We start from the raw sequence: 21,379 nt of genomic DNA, 5'->3' as shown, positions 1-21,379 counted from the left end.
ATGGAAAAACAAAAAACAGACGAATAATGACGAAAACGCCATATCGGTAGACGCCGTACGCTAGACTCGAGCGTTAGAGTCTGTTTTTGCACGTGTGCGCAGGTGCGCACGACGATGGAAGGAACCCCAGGTGAGGACGTTAATCCAGGCCTTGAAGACCAAGGAATTGAGGAATAAAATCCTCTTCACCCTTGGTATCATCATCATTTATCGTATCGGTTCATTCATCCCGACCCCTGGCGTCGATTTCACCGTCGTCCAGCAGTGCGTCGGCAAGATGAACAACGCTTCTGAGAACTTTATCGGTCTGGTGAACCTCTTCTCCGGCGGCGCCATGCTGCAGCTGTCGATTTTCGCATTGGGCGTCATGCCGTACATCACCGCATCGATCGTCATCCAGCTGCTGCGTGTGGTCATCCCTCGTTTCGAGGCACTGCACAAGGAAGGCCAGTCCGGCGAAGCCAAGCTGACCCAGTACACCCGTTACCTGACCATCGGCCTTGCCGTGCTGCAGTCCACCACCATCCTGGTGACCGCACGTTCCGGCGCGCTGTTCAACTACCAGTGCTCTCAGGTTGTTCCGGACGGTTCCGTGTGGAACCTTGTGGTCATGGTGCTCATCATGACCGGCGGCACCGGCCTCATCATGTGGATGGCCGAATTGGTCACCGATAAGGGCCTCGGCCAGGGTATGTCCATCCTTATCTTCATGTCCATCTGCTCCGGCTTCCTGCCGCAACTGTGGGAGATCGGCTGGGGCACCAACGGCACCGATGGCAATTGGGGCAAGTTCGCCGCGGTCGTCGGCACCCTGCTGGTCATCATGATTCTTGTCATCTACGTCGAGCTTGCCCAGCGTCGTATTCCGGTGCAGTACACCCGCCGTATGATCGGCCGCAAGATGTACGGTGGCTCCTCCACCTACCTGCCGCTGAAGATCAACATGAGCGGCGTCATCCCGCCGATTTTCGCATCCTCCATCCTGGCCGTGCCGACGCTGATCGCGCAGTTCGGCAATTCCGACCAGTCCTGGGTCAAGTGGATCAACTCCAACCTGGCCAACACCACATCCGTGTGGTACATCGCACTGTACACGCTGATGATCGTGTTCTTCTGCTTCTTCTACACGGAGATCACCTTCAACCCGGACGAGACCGCCGACAACATGAAGCAGTACGGCGGCTTCATTCCGGGCATCCGCGCGGGAAGCGCCACCAGCAACTACCTGAGCTACGTGATGAACCGTCTGAACACGGTCGGCGCCGTCTACCTGCTGTTCGTGGCGCTTATCCCGACGGTGCTCATCATGGCGCTGAACCTGAACACCAAGCTGCCGTTCGGCGGCACCACCATCCTGATCATCGCAGGCGTCGGCCTCGACACCCTGCGCCAGGCCAAGGCCCAGACCGAACAGTTCCAGTACGCTGGCTTCCTGTTCGAGGACACCGATCACAAGGAAGGTAAGTAACCACTTGAATCGTGATGTCGTTTCCGTTGATCGGGAGCGGTATCACGATTTTTATGTTAAGTAATCCATCATCCGAAAATCCCCGTTGAGGGGAATGAACGAAACGGAGAACAACACATGCGACTGCTGATCATGGGCCCGCAGGGCGTAGGCAAGGGCACCCAGGCCGCTCTGCTGAGCGAGCACTACGGAATCCCGGCGATCTCCACCGGCGATATCTTCCGCTACAACATCAAGAACAAGACCGAGCTCGGCGTCGAAGCGCTCAAGTACATCGACAAGGGCGAGCTTGTGCCGGACGAGCTGACCAACAAGATCGTCAAGGACCGTCTGGCCATGGACGACGCCAAGAACGGCTGGATTCTCGATGGCTATCCGCGCAACGCCTCCCAGGTCGAGGCTCTCGACGCCATCCTGGGCGAACTGGACACCCCGCTTGACGCGGTCGTCGCACTGGATGCAGATCACGACGTGCTCATGGAGCGTATGAAGAAGCGCGCCGAAATCGAAGGCCGCTCCGACGACACCCCTGAAGCCATCGCCAAGCGTCTTGACGTGTACGCCAAGGAGACCGCGCCGCTGCTGGACATCTACCAGAAGCGCGGCCTGCTCAAGACGTTCAATGGCGTCGGCGCCGTCGACGAGATCCAGGCCACCATCGTGGCGGAGCTTGGCTGAAGGAAAAACCAAGCAGAATAACATATTTCCAACGAAAGCGGGAATCGCGACACGCCGAACGTGTCTTGATTCCCGCTTTCGTGTATTCTTGCAAGTTGGTGTGTCTTCGGGCACGCATAGTAATCGCCAAGGAACGGAACGAGGCTCATGGCTAAAGACGGTGTGATTGAAGTCGAAGGACAGGTAGTGGAAGCACTGCCGAACGCGATGTTTCGTGTTGAACTCGAAAACAAGCATATCGTGCTCGCAACCATTTCGGGCAAGATGAGGAAGAACTACATCCGCATCCTGCCGCAGGATCGTGTTGTGCTGGAGATGAGCCCCTACGATCTGAACCGCGGCCGTATTACGTACCGTTACAAGTAAAGGTACACAAGCAAAGGAAAACCATGAAGGTCAGCCCTAGTGTGAAGAGGATCTGCGAGAACTGCCGCGTGATCCGTCGTCACGGCCGCGTCATGGTGATCTGCGTCAACCCGCGCCACAAGCAGCGTCAGGGCTGAGAGCAGATCCAGCGGCATAATAAGTACAGGCGCTGAGTCACAGATCGCGCAAGCGGTATGAACCCCGGGTACGCAGGCCCGGGCCGGGAAACCGGACGACTCGGTGCAAGACCTGCGGAAAACAGAAGGAATCGCAATGGCACGTCTTGCCGGAGTCGACATCCCCAATGAGAAGCGCATCGAGATCGCCCTCACCTACATCTTTGGTGTGGGTCGCACTCGTGCCAAGGAAACGCTTGCCGCGACCGGTATCAACCCGGACATTCGCGTCAAGGATCTGACGGATGAGCAGCTGATTACGCTGCGTGACTACCTCGAGGGTAACTACAAGATCGAGGGCGATCTGCGTCGTGAAATCGATGCGGATATCCGTCGTAAGATTCAGATCAACTGCTACCAAGGCCAGCGTCACCGTAAGGGACTTCCTGTGCGCGGTCAGCGCACCAAGACCAATGCTCGTACCCGCAAGGGCCCGAAGCGCACGGTCGCCGGAAAGAAGAAGGCCACCAAGTAATAGGTGGCTGTCAGTTCAGACCACGAGACGTAAGTTTCATCGCCTGAACAACAAAGCAAATTCGTTATTAGGAAACGAGGGTCAATGGCAGCTCAAAAGCAAGCCGCGCGCAAGCCGCGTCGCCGCGACCGCAAGTCGGTCCCGGTTGGGCAGGCGCACATCAAGTCCACTTTCAACAACACCATCATTTCGATCACCGACCCGTCCGGCGCAGTTGTGTCCTGGGCGTCCGGTGGCGATGTCGGCTTCAAGGGCTCCCGTAAGTCCACGCCGTACGCCGCTGGCATGGCCGCCGAATCCGCAGCCCGCAAGGCTATGGAGCACGGCCTCAAGAAGGTCGACGTGTTCGTGAAGGGCCCGGGTTCCGGTCGTGAAACCGCCATCCGTTCCCTGCAGTCCGCCGGACTCGAAGTCGGTTCCATCACCGACGTCACCCCGCAGGCACACAACGGCGTTCGTCCTCCGAAGCGCCGTCGCGTCTGAGCACTAGAAGAAATCATCAATCCAACGCCGCTTATGGCCGGTGAGTGCACCACCGGCCTGAAGCTGAAAGGATAACCACAGTGCTTATCGCACAGCGTCCGACACTTACCGAGGAATCTCTCAACCCTCAGCGTTCCCGCTTCACCATCGAGCCTCTTGAGCCTGGTTTCGGCTACACGCTTGGCAACTCGCTGCGCCGTACCCTCCTGAGCTCCATTCCTGGAGCGGCTGTGACTTCGGTGCGTATCTCCGGCGTCCCGCATGAGTTCACCACTCTGCCGGGTGTTGAAGAGGACGTTACCGAGATCCTGCTGAACATCAAGGGCATCGTGCTCACCAGCGAATACGATGAGCCGGTTGTCATGTATCTGCGCAAGAGCGGCAAGGGCGAGGCCACCGCGGGCGACATCACCCCGCCGGCCGGCGTCACCATCGCCAACCCGGACATGCATATCGCTACCCTCGCCGAGGATGGCGAACTCGAGATCGAGTTCACCGTCGAGCGTGGCCGCGGCTATGTGCCCGCCCAGATGAACAAGCAGGATAACGCCGAGATCGGCCGCATTCCGGTCGACTCGATCTACTCCCCGGTGCTCAAGGTGAGCTATCGTGTGGAAGCCACCCGCGTTGAACAGCGCACTGACTTCGACAAGCTCATCCTGGACGTGGAGACCAAGCCGGCAATCTCCCCGCGTGATGCTGTCGCATCCGCAGGCTCCACCTTGGTGGAACTCTTCGGCCTGTGCCGCGAGCTCAACACCCAGGCTGAGGGCGTCGAGGTTGGACCTGCCCCGGTGGCAGAGGAAACCAACCCGGAGATGGCCGTTCCGATCGAGGATCTCAACCTCACCCAGCGCAGCTACAACTGCCTGAAGCGCGAGGGCATCCACACGATCGGCGAGCTGGTCGCCCACACCGAGCAGGATCTGCTCGATATCCGCAATTTCGGTATGAAGTCCATCGATGAAGTCAAGGAGAAGCTCCAGTCTCTGGGACTCGCCCTCAAGGCTTCCCCGCTGGGTAACTTCGATACCAATAATCTCGAAGGTGGCACCTTCTTCTCGCCGGAAGACGAGTGATCCGCCACTTTTGACCTAACCGCTTCGTTGGATTCGGACGTTCGGGCAACTGCCCACCTGAATCCAACGGGGCTTTCAAGGAGAAACAATGCCTACACCAAAGAAGGGTCCGCGTCTGGCCTCCAGCCCGGCTCATGAGCGTCTTATGCTCGCGAACATGGCCACCAGCCTGTTCCAGAACGGCCGCATCACCACCACCCTGCCGAAGGCCAAGCGTCTTCGTCCGCTGGCCGAGCGTCTGATCACGCTCGCCAAGCGTGGTGATCTGCACAACCGTCGTCGCGTGATGCGCGTCATCCGCAACAAGTCCGTCGTGCACAAGCTGTTCACCGAGATCGCCGAGCAGATGGAGCAGCGCGAAGGCGGCTACACCCGCATCGTCAAGATCGCTCCGCGTCGCGGCGATGCCGCTCCGGCAGCCATCATCGAGCTCGTCACCGAGCCGGTGAGCCCGAAGCAGGCCGTGGTGAAGGAAGCCGAAGCCGCAACCAAGGTTGCCGCTGCCGAGGCTCCGGAAGCCGCCGCTGAAGAGGCTACCGCTGAGAACGCCGAGTGAATCGCTCTTAGCTGATTGAAGGCCGGGAATCGCAAGGTTCCCGGCCTTTGTCATATCTGCTGCCAAGACTGTCGTGCCACATGCCTCACTATGCCAGCCATTTGCTATGCTCGATGCCGTGAGACTACGCATCGATTTGGCATATGACGGTACCGGCTTCTACGGATGGGCGAAACAGCCCGAAATACGTACGGTACAGGGCGAAATCGAACGCGTGCTGCATACCATTCTTCGCGTACCGGAAGGAGACCCGACCGAACCGCTGCGCCTTACCGTGGCCGGACGAACCGACACCGGCGTGCACGCCTCGCATCAGGTATGCCATCTGGACGTCAACGAGGACGTGCTCAAACGCTGCGTCGGCCACATGGACGTGCCGCCCGTCATCGCGCTTACCCGCAGACTTCAGCGCATGCTGCCGGCCGATATCGCAATCCGCGGCATCGCACCCGCTCCGAACGGTTTCGACGCGCGTTTCTCCGCGTTGGAACGTACCTACGTGTACCGAATCGCCGATAGGTCAAGCGAGGTGGACCCCCGTACCAGAAACTTCGTATTGCATATCGACGATGAACTTGACCTCAAATCCATGAACGAAGCCGCTGCGATGACGATCGGCCTGCACGATTTCGGCTCGTTCGCCACCCCAAATCCGGGCGGCACCACCATACGCGAGGTGAAGACCGCGTATTGGCGTCGCGTGCCGCAGCGGACGCTTATCGACGACGGCATGACGATGGGGGAGCGGTACCGTACGCCGACCGTGGAATCGGGCCTCGTCTGCTTCGTGATCGTCGCCGACGCGTTTGCACGCAATATGGTGCGCTCCCTCGTCAACGGCTGCGTGCAGGTCGGTATCGGCAAACGTTCCCTCGACTGGTTTGCAGGAAAAATGGCGGCTCCGCTGCGCGAAGGCTCCACAGGACCGATCGCGCCGCAAGGACTGACGCTGGAGCATATCGAATATCCGGCCGACGACCAGCTGGCGGTCCGCGCCGAAGCCATTCGCGCCAAGCGCACACTGTAGCTTTATTGCGATTGTCACAGCCAGGTTACGGGCGCTTGTCATGTCCATTGCCGAGACATTGTCGTAACAGACCGTTTCGTTTCCCGGAAACGCTGGTTCGTTAGGTTTTTCTTCCATCAAGGCGCGATGCCTCAGATTGGCATGCGTTCGCATGGGGTGGAAGGGAGCGTGGAACGATGATTGAATCCGCCGCACGAAGGTTGGCTTCGGAACTGGTCGATCGTCGGGAGTCGATCAACCGGGAGCTGAGCCGTAATGGCGTACGGTTCGGCATCTACAAGAACGGCGAGTACCATGACCGGCTGTTTCCGTACGATCCGATTCCGCGCATCATCGAATCGGACGAATTCGACAGAATGGAAGCCGGACTGAAACAGCGCGTCAACGCGTTGAACGCCTACCTGCGCGACATCTACTCCGACAAGCAGGCCATCAAGGACGGCATCGTGCCGGAAGAATACGTGTACACGTCCGCGGGATACTTTCCGCAAGTCAACGGCGTGACACCTCCGGGCGGCGTGTTCGCGCACATCGCCGGCGAGGACCTGGTGCAGGGGCAGGACGGGCAATGGTGGGTGCTGGAAGACAATCTGCGCATTCCATCCGGTGCCAGCTATCCGCTGTTCGCCCGCGATATCGAACGCAGAATCACGCCCAGCCTGTTCCGCAACGTACGTGTGCGCGACAATCGCGATTATCCACGACTGCTGCGCCAATCCATGGATTTCGTCTCCACCGACGGCATAGCAGTGGTGCTCACCCCCGGCAGGTACAATTCCGCGTTCTTCGAACATGCATACCTGGCCGAGAAAACCGGCGCGGCGCTCGCGTTCCCCGAAGACCTCGAAGTCGTGGACAACAAAGTGTACTTCCTCGACTATGCCGGCAGGAAACACCGCGTCGGCGTGGTCTACCGCCGTCTGTCCGACGAATATCTCGACCCGTTCGCATTCAACCCGGATTCCGTGATCGGCGTGCCGGGAATCCTATCCGCCTACAGGTCGGGCAATGTGGCGATCGTCAACGCTCCGGGCAACGGCGCGGCCGACGACAAGGCCATCTACTATTTCGTGCCGAACATGATCCGCTATTATCTCGGCGAAGAGCCGATTCTGCACAATGCGCCGACCTACATGCCGATGTTCGACAAGGACCGCAAGGAAGTACTCGACCGGCTCGGCGAACTGGTCATCAAGGATGTGGCGGAAGCGGGCGGCTACGGCGTCGTGTTCGGCTCGTCGCTCGACCGGTCGCGGCGAGAGGAACTGGCCGAACGCATCAAGGCCGAACCGCGCCGGTTCATCGCGCAGGAGGTCATCCAATTCAAGGACATCGACGTGGTGGACCCCGAAACCGGACAGATGAGCCCACGTAAATGCGACCTGCGCGCCTTCGTGGTGACCGGCAAGAACACGCACGTATGGTATTCGGGACTGACACGCTACTCGTCCATACCGGGCCAGATGATCGTCAACTCATCACAGGGCGGCGGTTTCAAGGACACCTGGGTACTGGCCAAAGAGACCGGCGTGGAGCATGATTACGCACCCGGCTCGGAGGTCGTGCGCGTGCTGGAACAGTCCCGCAAGCACTCGCTGGCACTCGTCACCGCGTCGAAGGCCGACAACCTGTTCTGGCTCGGCCGCTACACGGAACGCGTATTCACCACGCTGAGCCAATTCTTCCCCTTCTACGACCGTGTGATGGACACGGATGTGGACGCGTTCCGACCGTTCGCCCGCGCGCTCGACCTGCCGGAGGATTTCGAGGATTTCGACGCGTTCATCCACAGCTTCCTGTACGACGAGAAGAATCCGGATTCCGTACGCAGCGCCATCGTCTACGCGTTCAACAACGCGGTGATTCTGCGCCCCGAACTTGGTTCTCGCTCGTTGCAGCAGGTGGAGTTGGCCATGAGCTCCATAGTGGAGGCATCCGAATACGGCGGCACGGACGCGGACATCTTCAAACACCGCGACATCGCGGACAACATGCTCGCTTTCTGGGGAGGTGTGGAGAATTCCCCCGTCGAACCGACTCTGAAATCGTTCATTTTCGTGGGCAAATATCTGGAACGTCTGGATCTGTACACACGATTCGGATATTCCGTGGAAGAGCTCAAGGCGCCGCTCGCCAAACTGGGCAGCTACATCCTGCCGTTGAACGGTCTGCCGGTACCGCAATGCTTCGCCGAAGGATTGCGCTGGCTGGTCGGCCAGCTGCCGCAGCGGGGATATGCGGAGCTTGCGGAAAAACTGGGGATGCTGCTGAAAGATTTCGATGGGCGCATCTCCACGAAGGATCTGAAGGATCTGGGCATGCTCAACACGATGGACATGGACGCCGCGCGACTGTGAAGAATACGTGCCACAGCCATCGCACGGTGCGTGTATAACGGCTAGAACAAGGCCCACGGCGTGGAAAACGCCGAAGGAACGACAATAATCGCTGAGGAGACGATGTGAAGAAACTGGTGTTTGACTATGAGATGAAGCTCTCATTCAGCTCGCCCGTGACCGACCATCGCTTCCAACTGCGCTGCATTCCAGCCACCGGCCCACGCCAGCAGGTGATCGACGTGGCAGTCAAAATCGAACCGGATGTGGAACTCGAAACCACCATCGATTCCTTCGATTCCGTGGTGATGACCGGATTCATTCCCGAACCGCACACCATGTTCAACTACTCGGTGACCGGCATCGCCTTCGTGGACAACGCGCATATCAAATCCGAAATCTACAAGCCGCTGTACCGCTTCAATTCGGCGTTGACAGTGCCGGGGCCGGCCATCGAAGCGTTGATCGGCATCTGCCGTGAACGCATCGCGTCCCTGCCTGCCGACTGCACGCCGATCGACCAAGCCCGTGAGGTGATGGACGAGGTGTTCAAAACGTTCGTCTACACGCCGGCCTCCACCACCATCCGCACCACCGCCGAGGAAGCGTTCGCTCAACGCAAGGGCGTATGCCAGGATTACGCGCACGTCATGCTGTCCGTGTGCCGGCACGTCGGACTCACTGCCCGATACATCGCGGGATTGCTCGGCGGCGAGGGCGCCACGCACGCATGGGTCGAAATCTACCATGATGGACGTTGGGTCGGTTTGGACCCCACACACAACCGTATGGTCGACGACAACTACATCACCATCGCCCATGGCCGCGATTACCGCGACTGCATGCTCGACATCGGCATCTTCTCCGGCTGCGACGTCAAGCAGGACCAGTGGGTCAACGCTTCCGTGCACGAGCAGGGATACTGATTCCCCGACGTTTTCTCGATGCCGGATTCCGTATTTCGGCAGATGCAAAGCAGATAAACAAAAAAGGCCGAAACGCCATTGTTTCAACCTTCATTGCATGCGGATAAGGCGAGATTCGAACTCGCGGAGGGGTTCGCCCTCACACGCTTTCGAGGCGTGCTCCTTAGACCGCTCGGACACTTATCCATTCGTCACCTGAAAACAAGCAACTTGATAATTGTGCCACAGTGGTGGCGATTGTCAAATCGGACTGGCTGCAACGGTGTGATTTCCGGCGTGTCTTGCTTTGCGCCCGACTGTGCGTCCTTAGGCGAACAGCGCTTCGTCGAAGGAAGGATAGCCCCAATCAAGCGCCAATTCGACACGGTCCGCAATCAGACCGGCAAGCACGCCCAGGGATTGCGCTCGCGAATCCGTCGACTGTTTTGCATTGGTGACGCGTGACTGGGAATGATCGTTCGCGGCATTGGAGCTTCCGGCGATTGCCGTTATCTCGCTTCGCGCGCAGTTCATTTCGATGGTGGCGTCGGTCGGTGCCGTAAGGCCGGTGGCGGAATCGAGCATCGTGTCGGGGTGGGCGAGCAAGGCGGTGGCCTCGTACGTTTTCCTACGATCGTCAATGGCGCCCGAGAAGGATGCGAACCGTTGCGATGTGGTCTTATGACGATCGCTGATATCCAGCGTCGCATGGCCGCTGTTGCGGGCCGCCAGCACTTCCATGGCGAATCCGGCACGGTCTTCGTCCTGCGCGGCGGTGGCAAGGGACTTGGAATCGACGTCAAGCGATTCGACATCGTCAAAACGCGACAGCGTGATCGGCGCGACGGCCACCGACAGTTGATCGCCCAGTGCGCGAGCCATATGACGTGCCTGCGCGCTGCGCAACGTGCCTTCGGCAAAACGCGCCGGACATTGCGCCGCGGTGTTCGTCCATGCGGAGACCGCCTGCTGCGCCGAGAAATAGCGGCGGATGATGTGCTGATGCTGGTCGTGTGCGATCTTGTTATCGGCGGTGGCATCGAAATAGGCCTTCTCGCACGGGCTTTGCCGTTGTTCGGCTTCAGCCCTGCCTGCGATCCTGGGCATGGAGCATGCCGTCAGCGCCGGCATGAGGATAGCGGTGCAAAGCAATGCGCAGACGCGTTTCGCGATAAAAGAAACCGAGCGGAAAGAAGGGGTACGTGTCTGCATGAATCATTAGACTAATATCTGACTGTGACCATTGGGCCATGCGCTCGGAATAACTTCATATAGGAGGTCTTGGAAATATGGAACTGGACCTGGCAGGAATGCACCAGCTCGCCGCTGGGCAGGGAATTGATCCCGAGACGCTGGATGCCGCACTCTCGGAAGCATTGCGACTGGCATATCTGAAAACCCCTCACGCTGCGAAGCACGCTCGCGTCGAGCTTGATCCGCGTGCGGGAAGCTTCACCGTATGGGCCCAGGACGAGATTCCTGGCGAGCCGACTGAAGACGATCCCCATCCCGCGCCGACTCTGGGCGAGGAATACGACGACACTCCGCACGATTTCGGCCGACTGGCCGCTGCGACCGCTCGTCAGGTGATCAGCCAGCTGTTCCGCAAGGCCGAGGATGACAAGGTGTTCGGCGCGTTCTCCGGTCAGAAGGGCAAGCTCATCACCGGCATCGTGCAGCAGGACGTCAAGGACACATCCAACGTGCACGTGGCCGTCGGCGACGTCGAAGCCCTGCTGCCGCGCCGCGAGCAGGTGCCCGGCGAACGCTACCGTCACGGCGAACGTATCCGCGTGTACGTGGTGAACGTGGCCCGTGGTCTGAAGGGCCCGGAAATCGTGGTGTCCCGTTCCCATCCGGAGCTGGTCCGCCGTCTGTTCGAACGTGAGGTTCCGGAACTGGTTTCGGGAGCCGTGTCGATTATGGCCATCGCCCGCGAGGCGGGCGCCCGCACCAAGATCGCCGTCCGTGCCAACACCGAAGGCGTCAACCCGAAGGGCGCGCTGATCGGCCCCGGCGGAGCCCGAGTGCGCGCCGTCATGGAGAACCTCGGTCCTGAGAAAATCGATATCGTCGACTGGTCCGCGGATCCGGCGAAATTCGTCGCCGCGGCGCTGTCTCCGGCCGTCGCCACCGGTGTGCAGGTGATCAGCGAGAAGAACAAGACGGCCATCGCCTTCATCCACGATGACCAGCTGTCCCTGGCTATCGGCAAGGAAGGCCAGAACGCACGTCTTGCGGCCAAGCTGACCGGCTGGAAGATCGGCATCGAATCCGCTGAGGCGCATGCCAAGAAGATGGCCGAATCGGCGGACCATTCCGATGGGGAAACCGAGGAATAAACAACACTTCCGGTAGACAACAAGCCCGTGGACGTACAATCCACGGGCTTGAGTATGCTGGACTCGACAATCCAAAGCGTGACGGCCATGCCGTCATGCCCAGGGAAAAGACGAGGTATCACGAACATGGTTGCACGATGAGAAGGAACAAGCTCGCCGTGAATCAGTAGCGGTCGCGCTCGTATGCGCGCGGCCCAAGATAGGAGAAATTGAGTGCCGAAAGCACGCGTATATGAACTTGCCAAGGAACTTGGCGTTGACAGCAAAACCGTTTTAAGCAAACTTGAGGCGATGGGCGAATTCGTGAAGTCCGCATCGTCTACCGTTGAACCTCCCGTTGCACGCAAGCTGAGGAACGCATTCGCGTCCAGCGGACAGGGCAACGCATCTGATTCCAAGAAGCCGGGCCATACGGCCAAGAAGCCTGCCGAACCGGCATCTCATTCCATGCCAAAGCCGGCCGCTCCGTCAGCACCGAAGCCGGCTGCCCCCGCAGCGCCGAAGCCGCGTCATGCCGCTTCCAAGTCCGATGCCCCGAAGCCGGGCCATCGCGCGCCGCGTCCAGGCGAATCCCGCCAGCATGGCAATCGTCCTAACGGCAACGCCCCGCGTCCGCAGGGTGGAGACCGCCGCCAGTCCGGTCGCCCGACGGCCGTTCCGGGAGCTCGCCCCCAGCATGGCAACGCCCCGCAGGGCGGCAACAACGCCAACGGCGCGAAGCCGCACACCCCGGGACCGCGCCCGGGCAACAATCCGTTCAGCCGCAAGCAGGGCATGCACACCCCGACTCCGGGTGATATTCCGCGTCCGCATCCGATGAACCGTCCGAGCGTCAACAATGGCGAAGGACGTCGTGGCGGCCGTCCGGGTCAGGGCGGCGGCCAGCGTGGCGGCTTCCGTGGTCGTCCGGGTCAGGGCGGCGCGAAGCCGGGCCAGTGGGGCCAGCATCGTCCGGGTCAGGGCGGCGGCCAGCGTCCCGCCGGCGGCGGCAATCGTTTCGGCGGCAATGGCGGCGGTTTCCAGGGCGGCAACAGCGCTCCGAGCAATGGTCCGGCACGTGGTGGCCGCGGCCGCGGCGGCGCTGCAGGCGCGTTCGGACGTCAGGGAGGCAAGTCCTCGAAGGCGCGTAAGAACCGTCTGGCGAAGCGTCAGGAATTCCAGGAGATGAAGGCTCCGGTCATCGGCGGCGTGCGCATTCCGACCGGCAACGGACAGGAAGTCCGTCTGCGTCAGGGCGCGTCCCTCGCCGATCTGGCCGAGAAGATCAACGTCAATCCGGCGGCGCTGGTCACCGTGCTGTTCCACCTTGGTGAAATGGCCACGGCCACCCAGTCCCTGGATGAGGCCACGTTCCAGATCCTCGGCGAGGAAATCGGCTGGAACATCAAGATCGTGTCCGCCGAAGAGGAAGACAAGGAGCTGCTGCAGCAGTTCGACATCAACCTGGACGAAGAGGAACTGCAGGAGGACAGGGATCTGAAGCCGCGTCCGCCGGTCGTCACCGTCATGGGCCATGTCGACCACGGTAAGACCCGACTGCTCGACACCATCCGCCGCACCAACGTCATCGAAGGCGAAGCCGGCGGCATCACCCAGCGCATCGGCGCATACCAGGTGACCGTCAACCTTGAGGGCGAGCCGCGCAAGATCACGTTCCTTGATACCCCGGGCCACGAAGCCTTCACCGCAATGCGTGCCCGTGGCGCCGAACTCACCGACGTCGCGATCCTCGTGGTCGCCGCCGACGACGGCGTCATGCCGCAGACCGTGGAAGCCATCAACCACGCCCAGGCCGCGCATGTGCCGATCGTGGTGGCCGTCAACAAGATCGATAAGCCGGGCGCCAACCCGGACAAGGTCCGCGGCCAGCTTACCGAATACGGTCTGGTTCCGGAAGAATACGGCGGCAACACCATGTTCGTCGACATCTCCGCGAAGCAGGGCACCAACGTCGACAAGCTGCTCGAAGCGGTGCTGCTCACTGCCGACGCCGAGCTCGACCTGCGCGCCAACCCGGATATGGACGCCCGTGGCGCCACCGTCGAAGCCCGACTTGACAAGGGCCGTGGCGCCGTGGCTACCGTGCTGGTGCAGTCCGGTACCCTCCACATCGGCGATGCCATCGTTGCCGGCACCTCCTACGGTCGTGTCCGCGCCATGCTCGACGAAAACGGCAACCACATGCAGGAAGCCGGTCCGTCCACCCCGGTGCAGGTGCTGGGTCTGACCTCCGTGCCGACCGCAGGCGACCTGTTCCTGGTGGCCTCCGACGACCGTACCGCACGTCAGATCGCCGAGAAGCGTCAGGCCACCGAGCGTGCGGCCCAGCTGGCCAAGCGCCGCAAGGTCGTTTCCCTCGAAAGCCTCAAGGAGCAGTTCGCCAAGTCCGAGGTGGATATGCTCAACATCGTCATCAAGGGCGATTCCTCCGGTTCCGTCGAGGCTCTGGAAGATTCCTTGATGAAGATCGAGGTGTCCGACGAGGTCGGCATCCAGGTGATCCACCGCGGCGTCGGCGCCATCACCCAGAACGACGTCAACCTGGCCACCGTCGACAAGGCCGTCATCATCGGCTTCAACGTCCGTCCGAACCGCCAGGTGGCGGATCTGGCCGAACGCGAAGGTGTGGAGATCAAGTACTACTCGATCATCTACAAGGCCATCGAGGACATCGAAGCATCCCTCAAGGGCATGCTCAAGCCGGAATACGAAGAGGTCGTCACCTCCCACTCCGAGATCCGCGAGATCTTCCGCTCCTCCAAGTTCGGCAACATCGCCGGCGTCATGGTTCAGGACGGCGAAGTCAAGCGTGGTACGAAGTGCCGTATCCTGCGCAACGGCATCGCCACCGTCAACGACCTCGAGATCTCCTCGCTGCGTCGTTTCAAGGACGACGTCAACTCCGTCAAGGAAGGCTACGAGGCTGGCATCAACCTCGGCACCTTCAACGACATCGAGATCGGCGATATCATCGAGACCTTCGAAATGCAGGAAATCGAGCGTAAGTAGCTGAGTGCTTCGAGCTTCGTATCGATAACCAGGTAAGGAACGCCCACAGCCGGTTCACGACTGCGGGCGTTCCGTGATACAACAAGAACTTTTCACCAAAAGGACAGCAATGGCAGGAACCAATCCCCGCGCCGCGCGCATCGCGGCGTTGATTCAGCGTGTGATCGCATCGTCCATGGAGGCGCAGCTGCACGACAAGCGACTGGCCAACGTGACCATCACCGAAGTGCGCGTCACCAACGATCTGCAGATCGCGAAAGTCTACTGGACCCAGCTCGGCCATGAAGGACACGAGCAGGGCGAACGCCGCCGCGCGCAGCAGGCCCTGAACCAGGCCAAAGGACGCCTGCGTTCCCTGGTAGGCACCAAGGCCGGACTGCGACTCACCCCGCAACTGGAATTCATCTTCGACGAAGTGCCGGGCGAGGCCCATGAGATCGAGGACATCCTCGCGCTCGCACACAAGCGCGACGAAGAACTCGCCAAGTCCCGCGCCAACGCGCAATACGCCGGCGACGCCGATCCGTACAAGCACGACGAGCCCGATGATGACGACTTCGACGATGATGACGATGTCGAGGTCGAGGATTGGGACGATGACGACGAAGCCTGACAACTCCGGTCTGCTGGTCATCGACAAGCCGCAGGGCGTCACCAGCCACGATGTGGTCGCGGCGGTGCGTGGCGCCCTGCACATGAAACGCGTCGGCCATGCCGGCACGCTCGACCCGATGGCCACCGGCGTGCTGGTGGTCGGCTTCGGCAACGCCACACGTCTGCTCAACTACATCGTCGACCACGACAAAACCTACCTGGCCACCATCAGACTCGGCCAGCGCACCACCACGGACGACGCCGACGGCGAACTGCTGCCGGGGGAGGGAACTATCGCCGAATTCCCCTCACGACAGACCGTTGAAGACGCCATCGCTCATCATTTCACCGGGCGCATCGAGCAGGTGCCGAACTCCTATTCAGCCATCAAAATCAACGGCCAGCGCGCCTATGATCTGGCCCGAGAAGGCAAGGATGTGGACCTCAAGGCCCGTCCGGTGACCATCTCGGAATTCAGCGTTTCGGCAGTGCGATACGGCTATGCTTCGACCACATGCGCGGGATCACCGCTTGCCGATGCCATCGAAATCGCCCCGGAGGAATCCTGGCATGCCGAAACCGACGGGCAAAACGAACCAAACATGCAGCCAGTCATGGAACTCGACGTGACCGTGACCTGCTCGGCCGGCACCTACATCCGCGCACTCGGCCGCGATCTGGGCTCCGAACTCGGCCTCGGCGGCCATCTGACCATGCTGCGCCGCATCCGCGTCGGGCGTTTCTCGGTGGACATGCCGAACGTCATGACCGCCCATACGGAAGCCAAAACCTTCACCAACCGCGAAGGCATCGAAGTGACACGCAACCGTGCGGTGCTTGACGATGCCGAGCATGCCATTGACCACGCACTCGACCTGGTCGCCAGCGCGGCCGCTTCCATGGACATGCTTCCCGTCACCGAACATGAGGCGACGGACCTGCGGTTCGGCCGTAGAATCGCCCATGACATCCATACGACCATGGCCGCGTACGTTCCCGAAACCAACGATCTGGTGGCGATCGTGGAACGCGCCAAACGTGGCGAGACCAAGCCGGTCGCGGTCTTCAACTGAAACAATCAAGACCGGCCGGCACGCAATACGAACACGACAAACACACGGACAATACGCAAAGAAGGACACATGAAGACGATCACGCTTACCCCCGATGCCAGCGGCATGGTGGATTGGCCGACCCTGAGCAACGACAAGAAGTCCGTGGTGACCATCGGCTCATTCGACGGCATGCATCAGGGACATCAGGCGGTCATCCGCCGTGTGGCCGAACTCGCCGAACAGGAGCAGGCGTTCTCCGTGGTGGTGCTGTTCGACCCGCGTCCCGCGCTGGTGCACGCTTACGCCGCCAAACATGACGGTCAGGAACCGCCCGCAGGCACGCCTGACACGCAGGCGCTGACCAGTGTGGACGAACGGCTGCGCGCCATCGACGCCATCGGCGTGGACTACACGCTCATCGTGCGCTACACCATGGCATTCGCCGCGAAATCATATCGCTTCTTCCTTGGCCAGATGGTCGGCAAACTCGGCATGCGCACGCTGGTGCTCGGCTCCGACGCCGCCATGGGCGCGAACCGCGCCGGAAACGTGAAGGCCATTGAGAATCTGGCGCTCGCCACCGGCGTGTTCCAGCTGGAGGTCGTGGACGATTTCGGTCCGGGGCTGACCCGAGTGCCGGTCAATGCGAAGCCGGTGATGCCGTCCGAACCCGGCGAGCCTTCCGACCCTCTGGAGGGGGCTTCCAAGGCCGAACGACGCGCATGGAGCAAGAAGCATCAGGCCAAGGAAGTGCGCACGTGGAGCTCCACCAATGTGCGCTATCTGCTGAGCCAAGGCCGTATCAAGGACGCAGACGCGATACTCGGCCACGCGCATGCCGTGGAAGGCACCGTGGTGCATGGCGAGGAACGCGGCCGCACCATCGGATTCCCGACCGCTAATCTGAGTGAGAACGTCGCCGGATACCTGCCGGTGGACGGCGTGTACGCCGGCTGGCTGGTCGATTTGGGGGAGAAGTCCGCCGACGGTGGCGAAGAAGCCGGGGAGAAGCCGGCCGACGGCGTATCGCAGCAGTATGATGCTTCGTCCGTCAACGCGCGCGTGGCCATGCAGTCGCCACACCGCTGGCCGGCGGCCATCTCCATCGGCACCAAGCCGACGTTCAACGAGGACGGTGACGCCGAACGCGTGGTGGAAGCCTACGCCATCACCGATGACTGGTTGGACCTGTACGGCCATCAGGCGCGCGTGGAATTCGCTGGATTCCTGCGCCCGCAGATCAAATTCGATTCGGCCGACGATCTGGTGGTCGAGCTGAAACGCAACGTCGAGGAGACGAAGCGCCTCACCGCTTGAGACGGATCGGTTCGATTGATTTGATTGGTTCGATTGACGCGAATCATTGACGCCATCTGTGTTTTGTTACCCAAACGGGCTTTCCTGGGTTGCAAAATGCGGATGGCGATGCCGTTGGGGCATCGGCGACCTATCGCAGGATCGCGGCCAACGCGTCCTGCAACGTATCCGCCTGCACCACGCCCATTCCCGGCACGGCGACGTTCTTGCGCAGCGTCGGCACAACGGCGGTGGTGAAACCAAGACGCGCCGCCTCACGAAGCCGATATTCCAGTCTCGGCACCGGACGCACCTGTCCGGTCAACGAAATCTCGCCGATCGCGCACGTCGTGCGGGGAATCGGTTTCGATTTCGCAGCGCTCGCCAACGCGGCCACAATCGCCAGATCGCAACCCGGCTCACGCGCCTGACCGCCGGCGATTGTGGAAATGTACAGGTCGTTGGCCAGCAGATTGATGCCACCGTGACGATATAACACCGCCACCAGCATGGCGATACGGTTGGAGTCCACACCGTTCGCCGCACGACGTGGCGTCGGCAGCACCGACCTGGTGACCAGCGCCTGCACTTCAATCGGCAGACTGCGATGCCCATCCAACGTGAACGTCACGCACGTGCCATCCACCTGCGTCGCCGCAGAACCATTGCCGGTTGATAGGAACAGACCGGACGGATCGGTCACCTCCTCAATGCCCTCGCCGCTCATATCGAAACAGCCGACCTCATCGGTCGGTCCGAAACGGTTCTTCACTGCACGCAGCATACGCAACGCGGTTTCGGCATCGCCTTCGAACTGACAGACCACATCCACCAGATGCTCCAACGTACGCGGACCTGCGATCGAACCATCCTTGGTGACATGACCCACCAAAAGCACTGGGATATCAAGGGTTTTGGCGGTGTCAATCAGCGCGCTCGCCACTTCGCGCACCTGCGTGGATCCGCCGGAGATGCCATCGACGTCCTGCGAGACGATGGTCTGCGCCGAATCGACGATGGCCAACGCCGGCTTGAACTGTTCGATAAGCCCCAACACCGTGGACAGATCCGTGGTGGAGGCGAGTAGTAGATTCGGCTCCATGGCGCCGATGCGCGACGCGCGCATGCGGACCTGCGCCTGCGATTCCTCGCCGGAAATATACAGTACGGTATTGCGCTCGGTGGCGAACGCCGTCAGCCTCGCCACATTGCCGGCGGTTTCCAGCAGCAATGTCGATTTGCCGATGCCCGGCTCTCCTGCGATCAGCGTGACCGATCCCGGCACGATGCCACCGCCGAGCACGCGGTCGAATTCCGAAAATCCTGTGGCGATTCTGGAGATGTTCTCCGTGCCTATGTCGGTGATCGGCCTCGCCGCGGACGATGCGACCGGATGCGATTGCGTGCGCGAGGTCCGTCCCGGAGCCGCGGTACGCGAGCCTGCCGCGGGACGGGCTTCATGGAATTCCTCAATGGTGCCCCATTGACCGCATTCGGGGCAGCGGCCGAGCCACTTCGGGCCGCTCCAGCCGCATTCGGAACAGAGGAATTGCGAGGACGTCTTTGCCATATCGCCGACAATACGGAGGTTTTGGGACAAGACGTTCGCGGGTGGCGTACTCGTTGCACAGACATTGCGCTGAAAACCGTTTCGGGAACTGGATTCCATGACTTTGAGGGGATGGTTGCGCGTCTTATGGCTGTGAAAGAATGACAAGCATGTCTGATACGCAGAATTCCTCTTCGCATGGCAAATTGATTGCCGCCGTCGTAGCAGCCGCGCTTGTGGTTGTGCTTGCTCTGATTTCCGCATTTGTGTGGCCTGGTTGGGCCTTGAACAAGAACGGACAGGCCGGACAGGCCGGTCAGACGAGCCAGCAGGCTTCCACTTCGAACGGTACGGACGGCGACAAGACGGAGCCCACCAAACCGTCGATCGATGCCGTGGCATTGCCCGACGGGGCCAGCGAGCTGCTCAAGGCCATGCCGGATTCCGTATTGAATTACGCGCGTACCAAGGCTGACGCCAGCACGACGTGGTCCAGCACCTCTCCCGTCGAGGAATACGCGTTGACGTATTCCACCGGCAAGAAAGGACAGGACGTCACGCTGGAAGTGGGCCAGTGGAACGACGGCGACAAGGCGAAATCCCAGTACGACACGCTGGCTGAAGCCATGACCGGCAAGGAGCTGGGAAGCGGCAACGTGAAGGTCTCCGGCAAGACGACCGGCGCCTACAGCGCCAAAGCCGATCCGGACGACGATACCAAGGCCGTTGCCGTGTGGCGCAACGATACGGTGGTTTTCTATGCCACCGGCGCGAAGAACGACATCCAGCGTTTCTACCAGCAGTTCCCCCTGTAACGTCGACGGAATCGTCTCGATGGCGAATCGCGGCCGGCTGATGGAATATCACGCGGAAAACGAAACGTGATTTTCCACCATATGAATGCCTGCGCGCGTATTCGTCCCCGAAGCAGTGTAGTATTGGGCAAGTTGCAAACTTTTACCCTTTGAGTTTAAGGAACGGAGGCTGAGATGGGCTCGGTCATCAAGAAGCGCCGCAAGCGCATGAGCAAGAAGAAGCATCGTAAACTGCTTCGTAAGACTCGCCACCAGCGCAAGTAGTCTTCAGGCGCGTGTGAAGCGTCCGCTCAAACAAAATCCCGCGATTCCTTTCGGAGTCGCGGGATTTTTGCTATCTGCGCGGCGGTGTCGGCCGGTATATTCCACACCAGCCGACACGCCTGCCTGTCAAGATCTCACTTGTTGGGGTTGTCCATCACGCGCGGGCCGTTCGGATCGCCGACGATGACCTGGTCCACCATGTTCAGGAACAGGCCGTGCTCGACCACGCCGACCGTGGTGATGAGGTCCTGCGCGAGTTCCTGCGGGTGGTCGATGCGCTCGAGGTGCAGATCCACCACATAGTTGTTCTCATCGGTGCGCACCGGCTCGCCGTTCGCGTCGAGACGCAGCACCGGCTTGTAGCCCTTGGCCTCAAACTTCTTGACGACCTGGCCTGCGCCGAACGGAATCACCTCGACCGGCAGCGGGAACTTGCCGATGGTGTCCACGACCTTGGACTCGTCCACGATCCACACGATCTTGTTGGAGTTGGTGGCCACGATCTTCTCCCACAGGAGAGCCGCACCGCCGCCCTTGATGCCGTTGAAGTTCTTGTCCACCTCGTCGGCGCCGTCGATGGTCACGTCGATATGGTCGACGTCATCGATGTTGACGATCTTGATGCCGTAGCCTTCGGCCTGCTCCTGGGTGCGGCGGGAGGTGGTGACGCCCGTGAACTCGAGGCCTTCCTCCTTGACGCGACGACCGAGCTCGTCGACCAGGAAACGCACGGTCGAGCCGGTGCCCAGACCTGCGATCATGCCGTTCTGAATCAGCTTTGCAGCCTCGATGCCGGCCGCCTTCTTCAGCGCGTCCTGCTGTGCCTTGTCCATGATCCTCCTTCGATATGGGGTTAAGACCGTCTCCATACTATCGGATGCGTTGATTTTCAAGGCGCGAATGGTC

The 21,379-nt window shown here is 60.7% G+C and carries 21 protein-coding genes and 1 tRNA gene; 18 read left to right on the top strand and 4 right to left on the bottom strand.

Annotation, left to right across the window (positions count from 1 at the left end; translation table 11 throughout):
- Positions 1 to 130: 130 nt before the first annotated feature.
- The 11 genes from secY to Q5H31_RS02360 all read left to right on the top strand — a co-directional run bounded on the left by secY (position 131) and on the right by Q5H31_RS02360 (position 9,570).
- Positions 131 to 1,468 carry a preprotein translocase subunit SecY gene (gene secY, locus Q5H31_RS02410; protein WP_187781490.1) on the top strand — a complete coding sequence of 446 codons (1,338 nt, stop codon included), beginning with the start codon at positions 131 to 133 and terminating at the stop codon, positions 1,466 to 1,468.
- A 117-nt stretch (positions 1,469 to 1,585) separates the two neighbouring features.
- Positions 1,586 to 2,146 carry an adenylate kinase gene (locus Q5H31_RS02405; RefSeq protein WP_003808063.1) on the top strand — a complete coding sequence of 187 codons (561 nt, stop codon included), beginning with the start codon at positions 1,586 to 1,588 and terminating at the stop codon, positions 2,144 to 2,146.
- 147 nt (positions 2,147 to 2,293) lie between these two features.
- Positions 2,294 to 2,512 carry a translation initiation factor IF-1 gene (gene infA / locus Q5H31_RS02400; RefSeq protein WP_003808114.1) on the top strand — a complete coding sequence of 73 codons (219 nt, stop codon included), beginning with the start codon at positions 2,294 to 2,296 and terminating at the stop codon, positions 2,510 to 2,512.
- Between the two features lie 23 nt (positions 2,513 to 2,535).
- Positions 2,536 to 2,649, top strand: a complete 114-nt coding sequence (gene rpmJ / locus Q5H31_RS02395) for a 50S ribosomal protein L36 (RefSeq protein ID WP_003808136.1) — start codon at positions 2,536 to 2,538, stop codon at positions 2,647 to 2,649.
- A 136-nt stretch (positions 2,650 to 2,785) separates the two neighbouring features.
- Entirely contained in the window at positions 2,786 to 3,163 is a 378-nt protein-coding gene (gene rpsM / locus Q5H31_RS02390; RefSeq protein WP_003808138.1) for a 30S ribosomal protein S13, read from the top strand.
- 84 nt (positions 3,164 to 3,247) lie between these two features.
- Positions 3,248 to 3,646, top strand: a complete 399-nt coding sequence (gene rpsK / locus Q5H31_RS02385) for a 30S ribosomal protein S11 (RefSeq protein ID WP_003808141.1) — start codon at positions 3,248 to 3,250, stop codon at positions 3,644 to 3,646.
- 80 nt (positions 3,647 to 3,726) lie between these two features.
- Positions 3,727 to 4,725, top strand: coding sequence for a DNA-directed RNA polymerase subunit alpha (locus tag Q5H31_RS02380; RefSeq protein ID WP_003835980.1), 999 nt, complete (start codon positions 3,727 to 3,729; stop codon positions 4,723 to 4,725).
- Positions 4,726 to 4,813: 88 nt separating this feature from the next.
- Positions 4,814 to 5,281 (top strand): 50S ribosomal protein L17, encoded by a 468-nt coding sequence (rplQ, locus tag Q5H31_RS02375; protein ID WP_011742830.1) that lies wholly within the window; start codon positions 4,814 to 4,816, stop codon positions 5,279 to 5,281.
- Between the two features lie 106 nt (positions 5,282 to 5,387).
- Positions 5,388 to 6,308 carry a tRNA pseudouridine(38-40) synthase TruA gene (truA, locus tag Q5H31_RS02370; RefSeq protein WP_302457446.1) on the top strand — a complete coding sequence of 307 codons (921 nt, stop codon included), beginning with the start codon at positions 5,388 to 5,390 and terminating at the stop codon, positions 6,306 to 6,308.
- A 176-nt stretch (positions 6,309 to 6,484) separates the two neighbouring features.
- Positions 6,485 to 8,665 (top strand): circularly permuted type 2 ATP-grasp protein, encoded by a 2,181-nt coding sequence (locus Q5H31_RS02365; protein ID WP_117642761.1) that lies wholly within the window; start codon positions 6,485 to 6,487, stop codon positions 8,663 to 8,665.
- Positions 8,666 to 8,769: 104 nt separating this feature from the next.
- Positions 8,770 to 9,570, top strand: coding sequence for a transglutaminase family protein (locus tag Q5H31_RS02360; protein WP_003808151.1), 801 nt, complete (start codon positions 8,770 to 8,772; stop codon positions 9,568 to 9,570).
- 100 nt (positions 9,571 to 9,670) lie between these two features.
- Here the strand turns inward: Q5H31_RS02360 and Q5H31_RS02355 are convergent.
- A tRNA-Ser gene (locus Q5H31_RS02355) sits at positions 9,671 to 9,756 on the bottom strand.
- A 120-nt stretch (positions 9,757 to 9,876) separates the two neighbouring features.
- Complete coding sequence (locus tag Q5H31_RS02350) at positions 9,877 to 10,656, bottom strand: hypothetical protein (protein WP_113736370.1); 780 nt, start codon at positions 10,654 to 10,656, stop codon at positions 9,877 to 9,879.
- Between the two features lie 182 nt (positions 10,657 to 10,838).
- Here Q5H31_RS02350 and nusA point away from each other — a divergent pair, with 182 nt between their 5' ends.
- From nusA to Q5H31_RS02325, 5 genes are all read left to right on the top strand, one after another.
- Entirely contained in the window at positions 10,839 to 11,891 is a 1,053-nt protein-coding gene (gene nusA / locus Q5H31_RS02345) for a transcription termination factor NusA (RefSeq protein ID WP_003808157.1), read from the top strand.
- Positions 11,892 to 12,104: 213 nt separating this feature from the next.
- On the top strand, positions 12,105 to 14,900 hold the full coding sequence (infB, locus tag Q5H31_RS02340) for a translation initiation factor IF-2 (RefSeq protein ID WP_302457445.1): 2,796 nt from the start codon (positions 12,105 to 12,107) through the stop codon (positions 14,898 to 14,900).
- 109 nt (positions 14,901 to 15,009) lie between these two features.
- Positions 15,010 to 15,513, top strand: a complete 504-nt coding sequence (rbfA, locus tag Q5H31_RS02335) for a 30S ribosome-binding factor RbfA (protein WP_003808161.1) — start codon at positions 15,010 to 15,012, stop codon at positions 15,511 to 15,513.
- On the top strand, positions 15,497 to 16,567 hold the full coding sequence (gene truB, locus Q5H31_RS02330; protein ID WP_302457444.1) for a tRNA pseudouridine(55) synthase TruB: 1,071 nt from the start codon (positions 15,497 to 15,499) through the stop codon (positions 16,565 to 16,567). The genes rbfA and truB overlap by 17 nt, the downstream gene beginning before the upstream one ends.
- A 69-nt stretch (positions 16,568 to 16,636) precedes the next feature.
- The gene (locus Q5H31_RS02325; RefSeq protein WP_039774807.1) at positions 16,637 to 17,866 is read left to right on the top strand and encodes a riboflavin kinase; all 1,230 of its coding nucleotides are present in this window, start codon (positions 16,637 to 16,639) and stop codon (positions 17,864 to 17,866) included.
- Positions 17,867 to 17,996: 130 nt separating this feature from the next.
- Here the strand turns inward: Q5H31_RS02325 and radA are convergent, their stop codons facing one another.
- Positions 17,997 to 19,415, bottom strand: a complete 1,419-nt coding sequence (gene radA / locus Q5H31_RS02320) for a DNA repair protein RadA (RefSeq protein ID WP_033499401.1) — start codon at positions 19,413 to 19,415, stop codon at positions 17,997 to 17,999.
- 140 nt (positions 19,416 to 19,555) lie between these two features.
- On the opposite strand from radA, the gene Q5H31_RS02315 reads away from it, so the two are divergent.
- Together Q5H31_RS02315 and Q5H31_RS02310 are read left to right on the top strand one after the other, a co-directional pair.
- Entirely contained in the window at positions 19,556 to 20,209 is a 654-nt protein-coding gene (locus Q5H31_RS02315) for a hypothetical protein (RefSeq protein ID WP_080703700.1), read from the top strand.
- Positions 20,210 to 20,383: 174 nt separating this feature from the next.
- On the top strand, positions 20,384 to 20,473 hold the full coding sequence (locus Q5H31_RS02310; protein ID WP_004268639.1) for a 30S ribosomal protein bS22: 90 nt from the start codon (positions 20,384 to 20,386) through the stop codon (positions 20,471 to 20,473).
- A gap of 134 nt (positions 20,474 to 20,607) precedes the next feature.
- On the opposite strand, the gene rpiA is transcribed toward Q5H31_RS02310, so the two are convergent.
- Positions 20,608 to 21,306 (bottom strand): ribose-5-phosphate isomerase RpiA, encoded by a 699-nt coding sequence (gene rpiA, locus Q5H31_RS02305; RefSeq protein ID WP_011742841.1) that lies wholly within the window; start codon positions 21,304 to 21,306, stop codon positions 20,608 to 20,610.
- Between the last annotated feature and the right edge of the window lie 73 nt (positions 21,307 to 21,379).

Origin of the sequence: uncultured Bifidobacterium sp. (assembly GCF_959020155.1) — a bacterium.
In the GTDB taxonomy this organism is placed as follows: Bacteria; Actinomycetota; Actinomycetes; order Actinomycetales; family Bifidobacteriaceae; genus Bifidobacterium.
The sequence above is the reverse complement of the archived record's forward strand: the minus strand, read 5'-3'. Positions and strand labels throughout refer to the sequence as shown.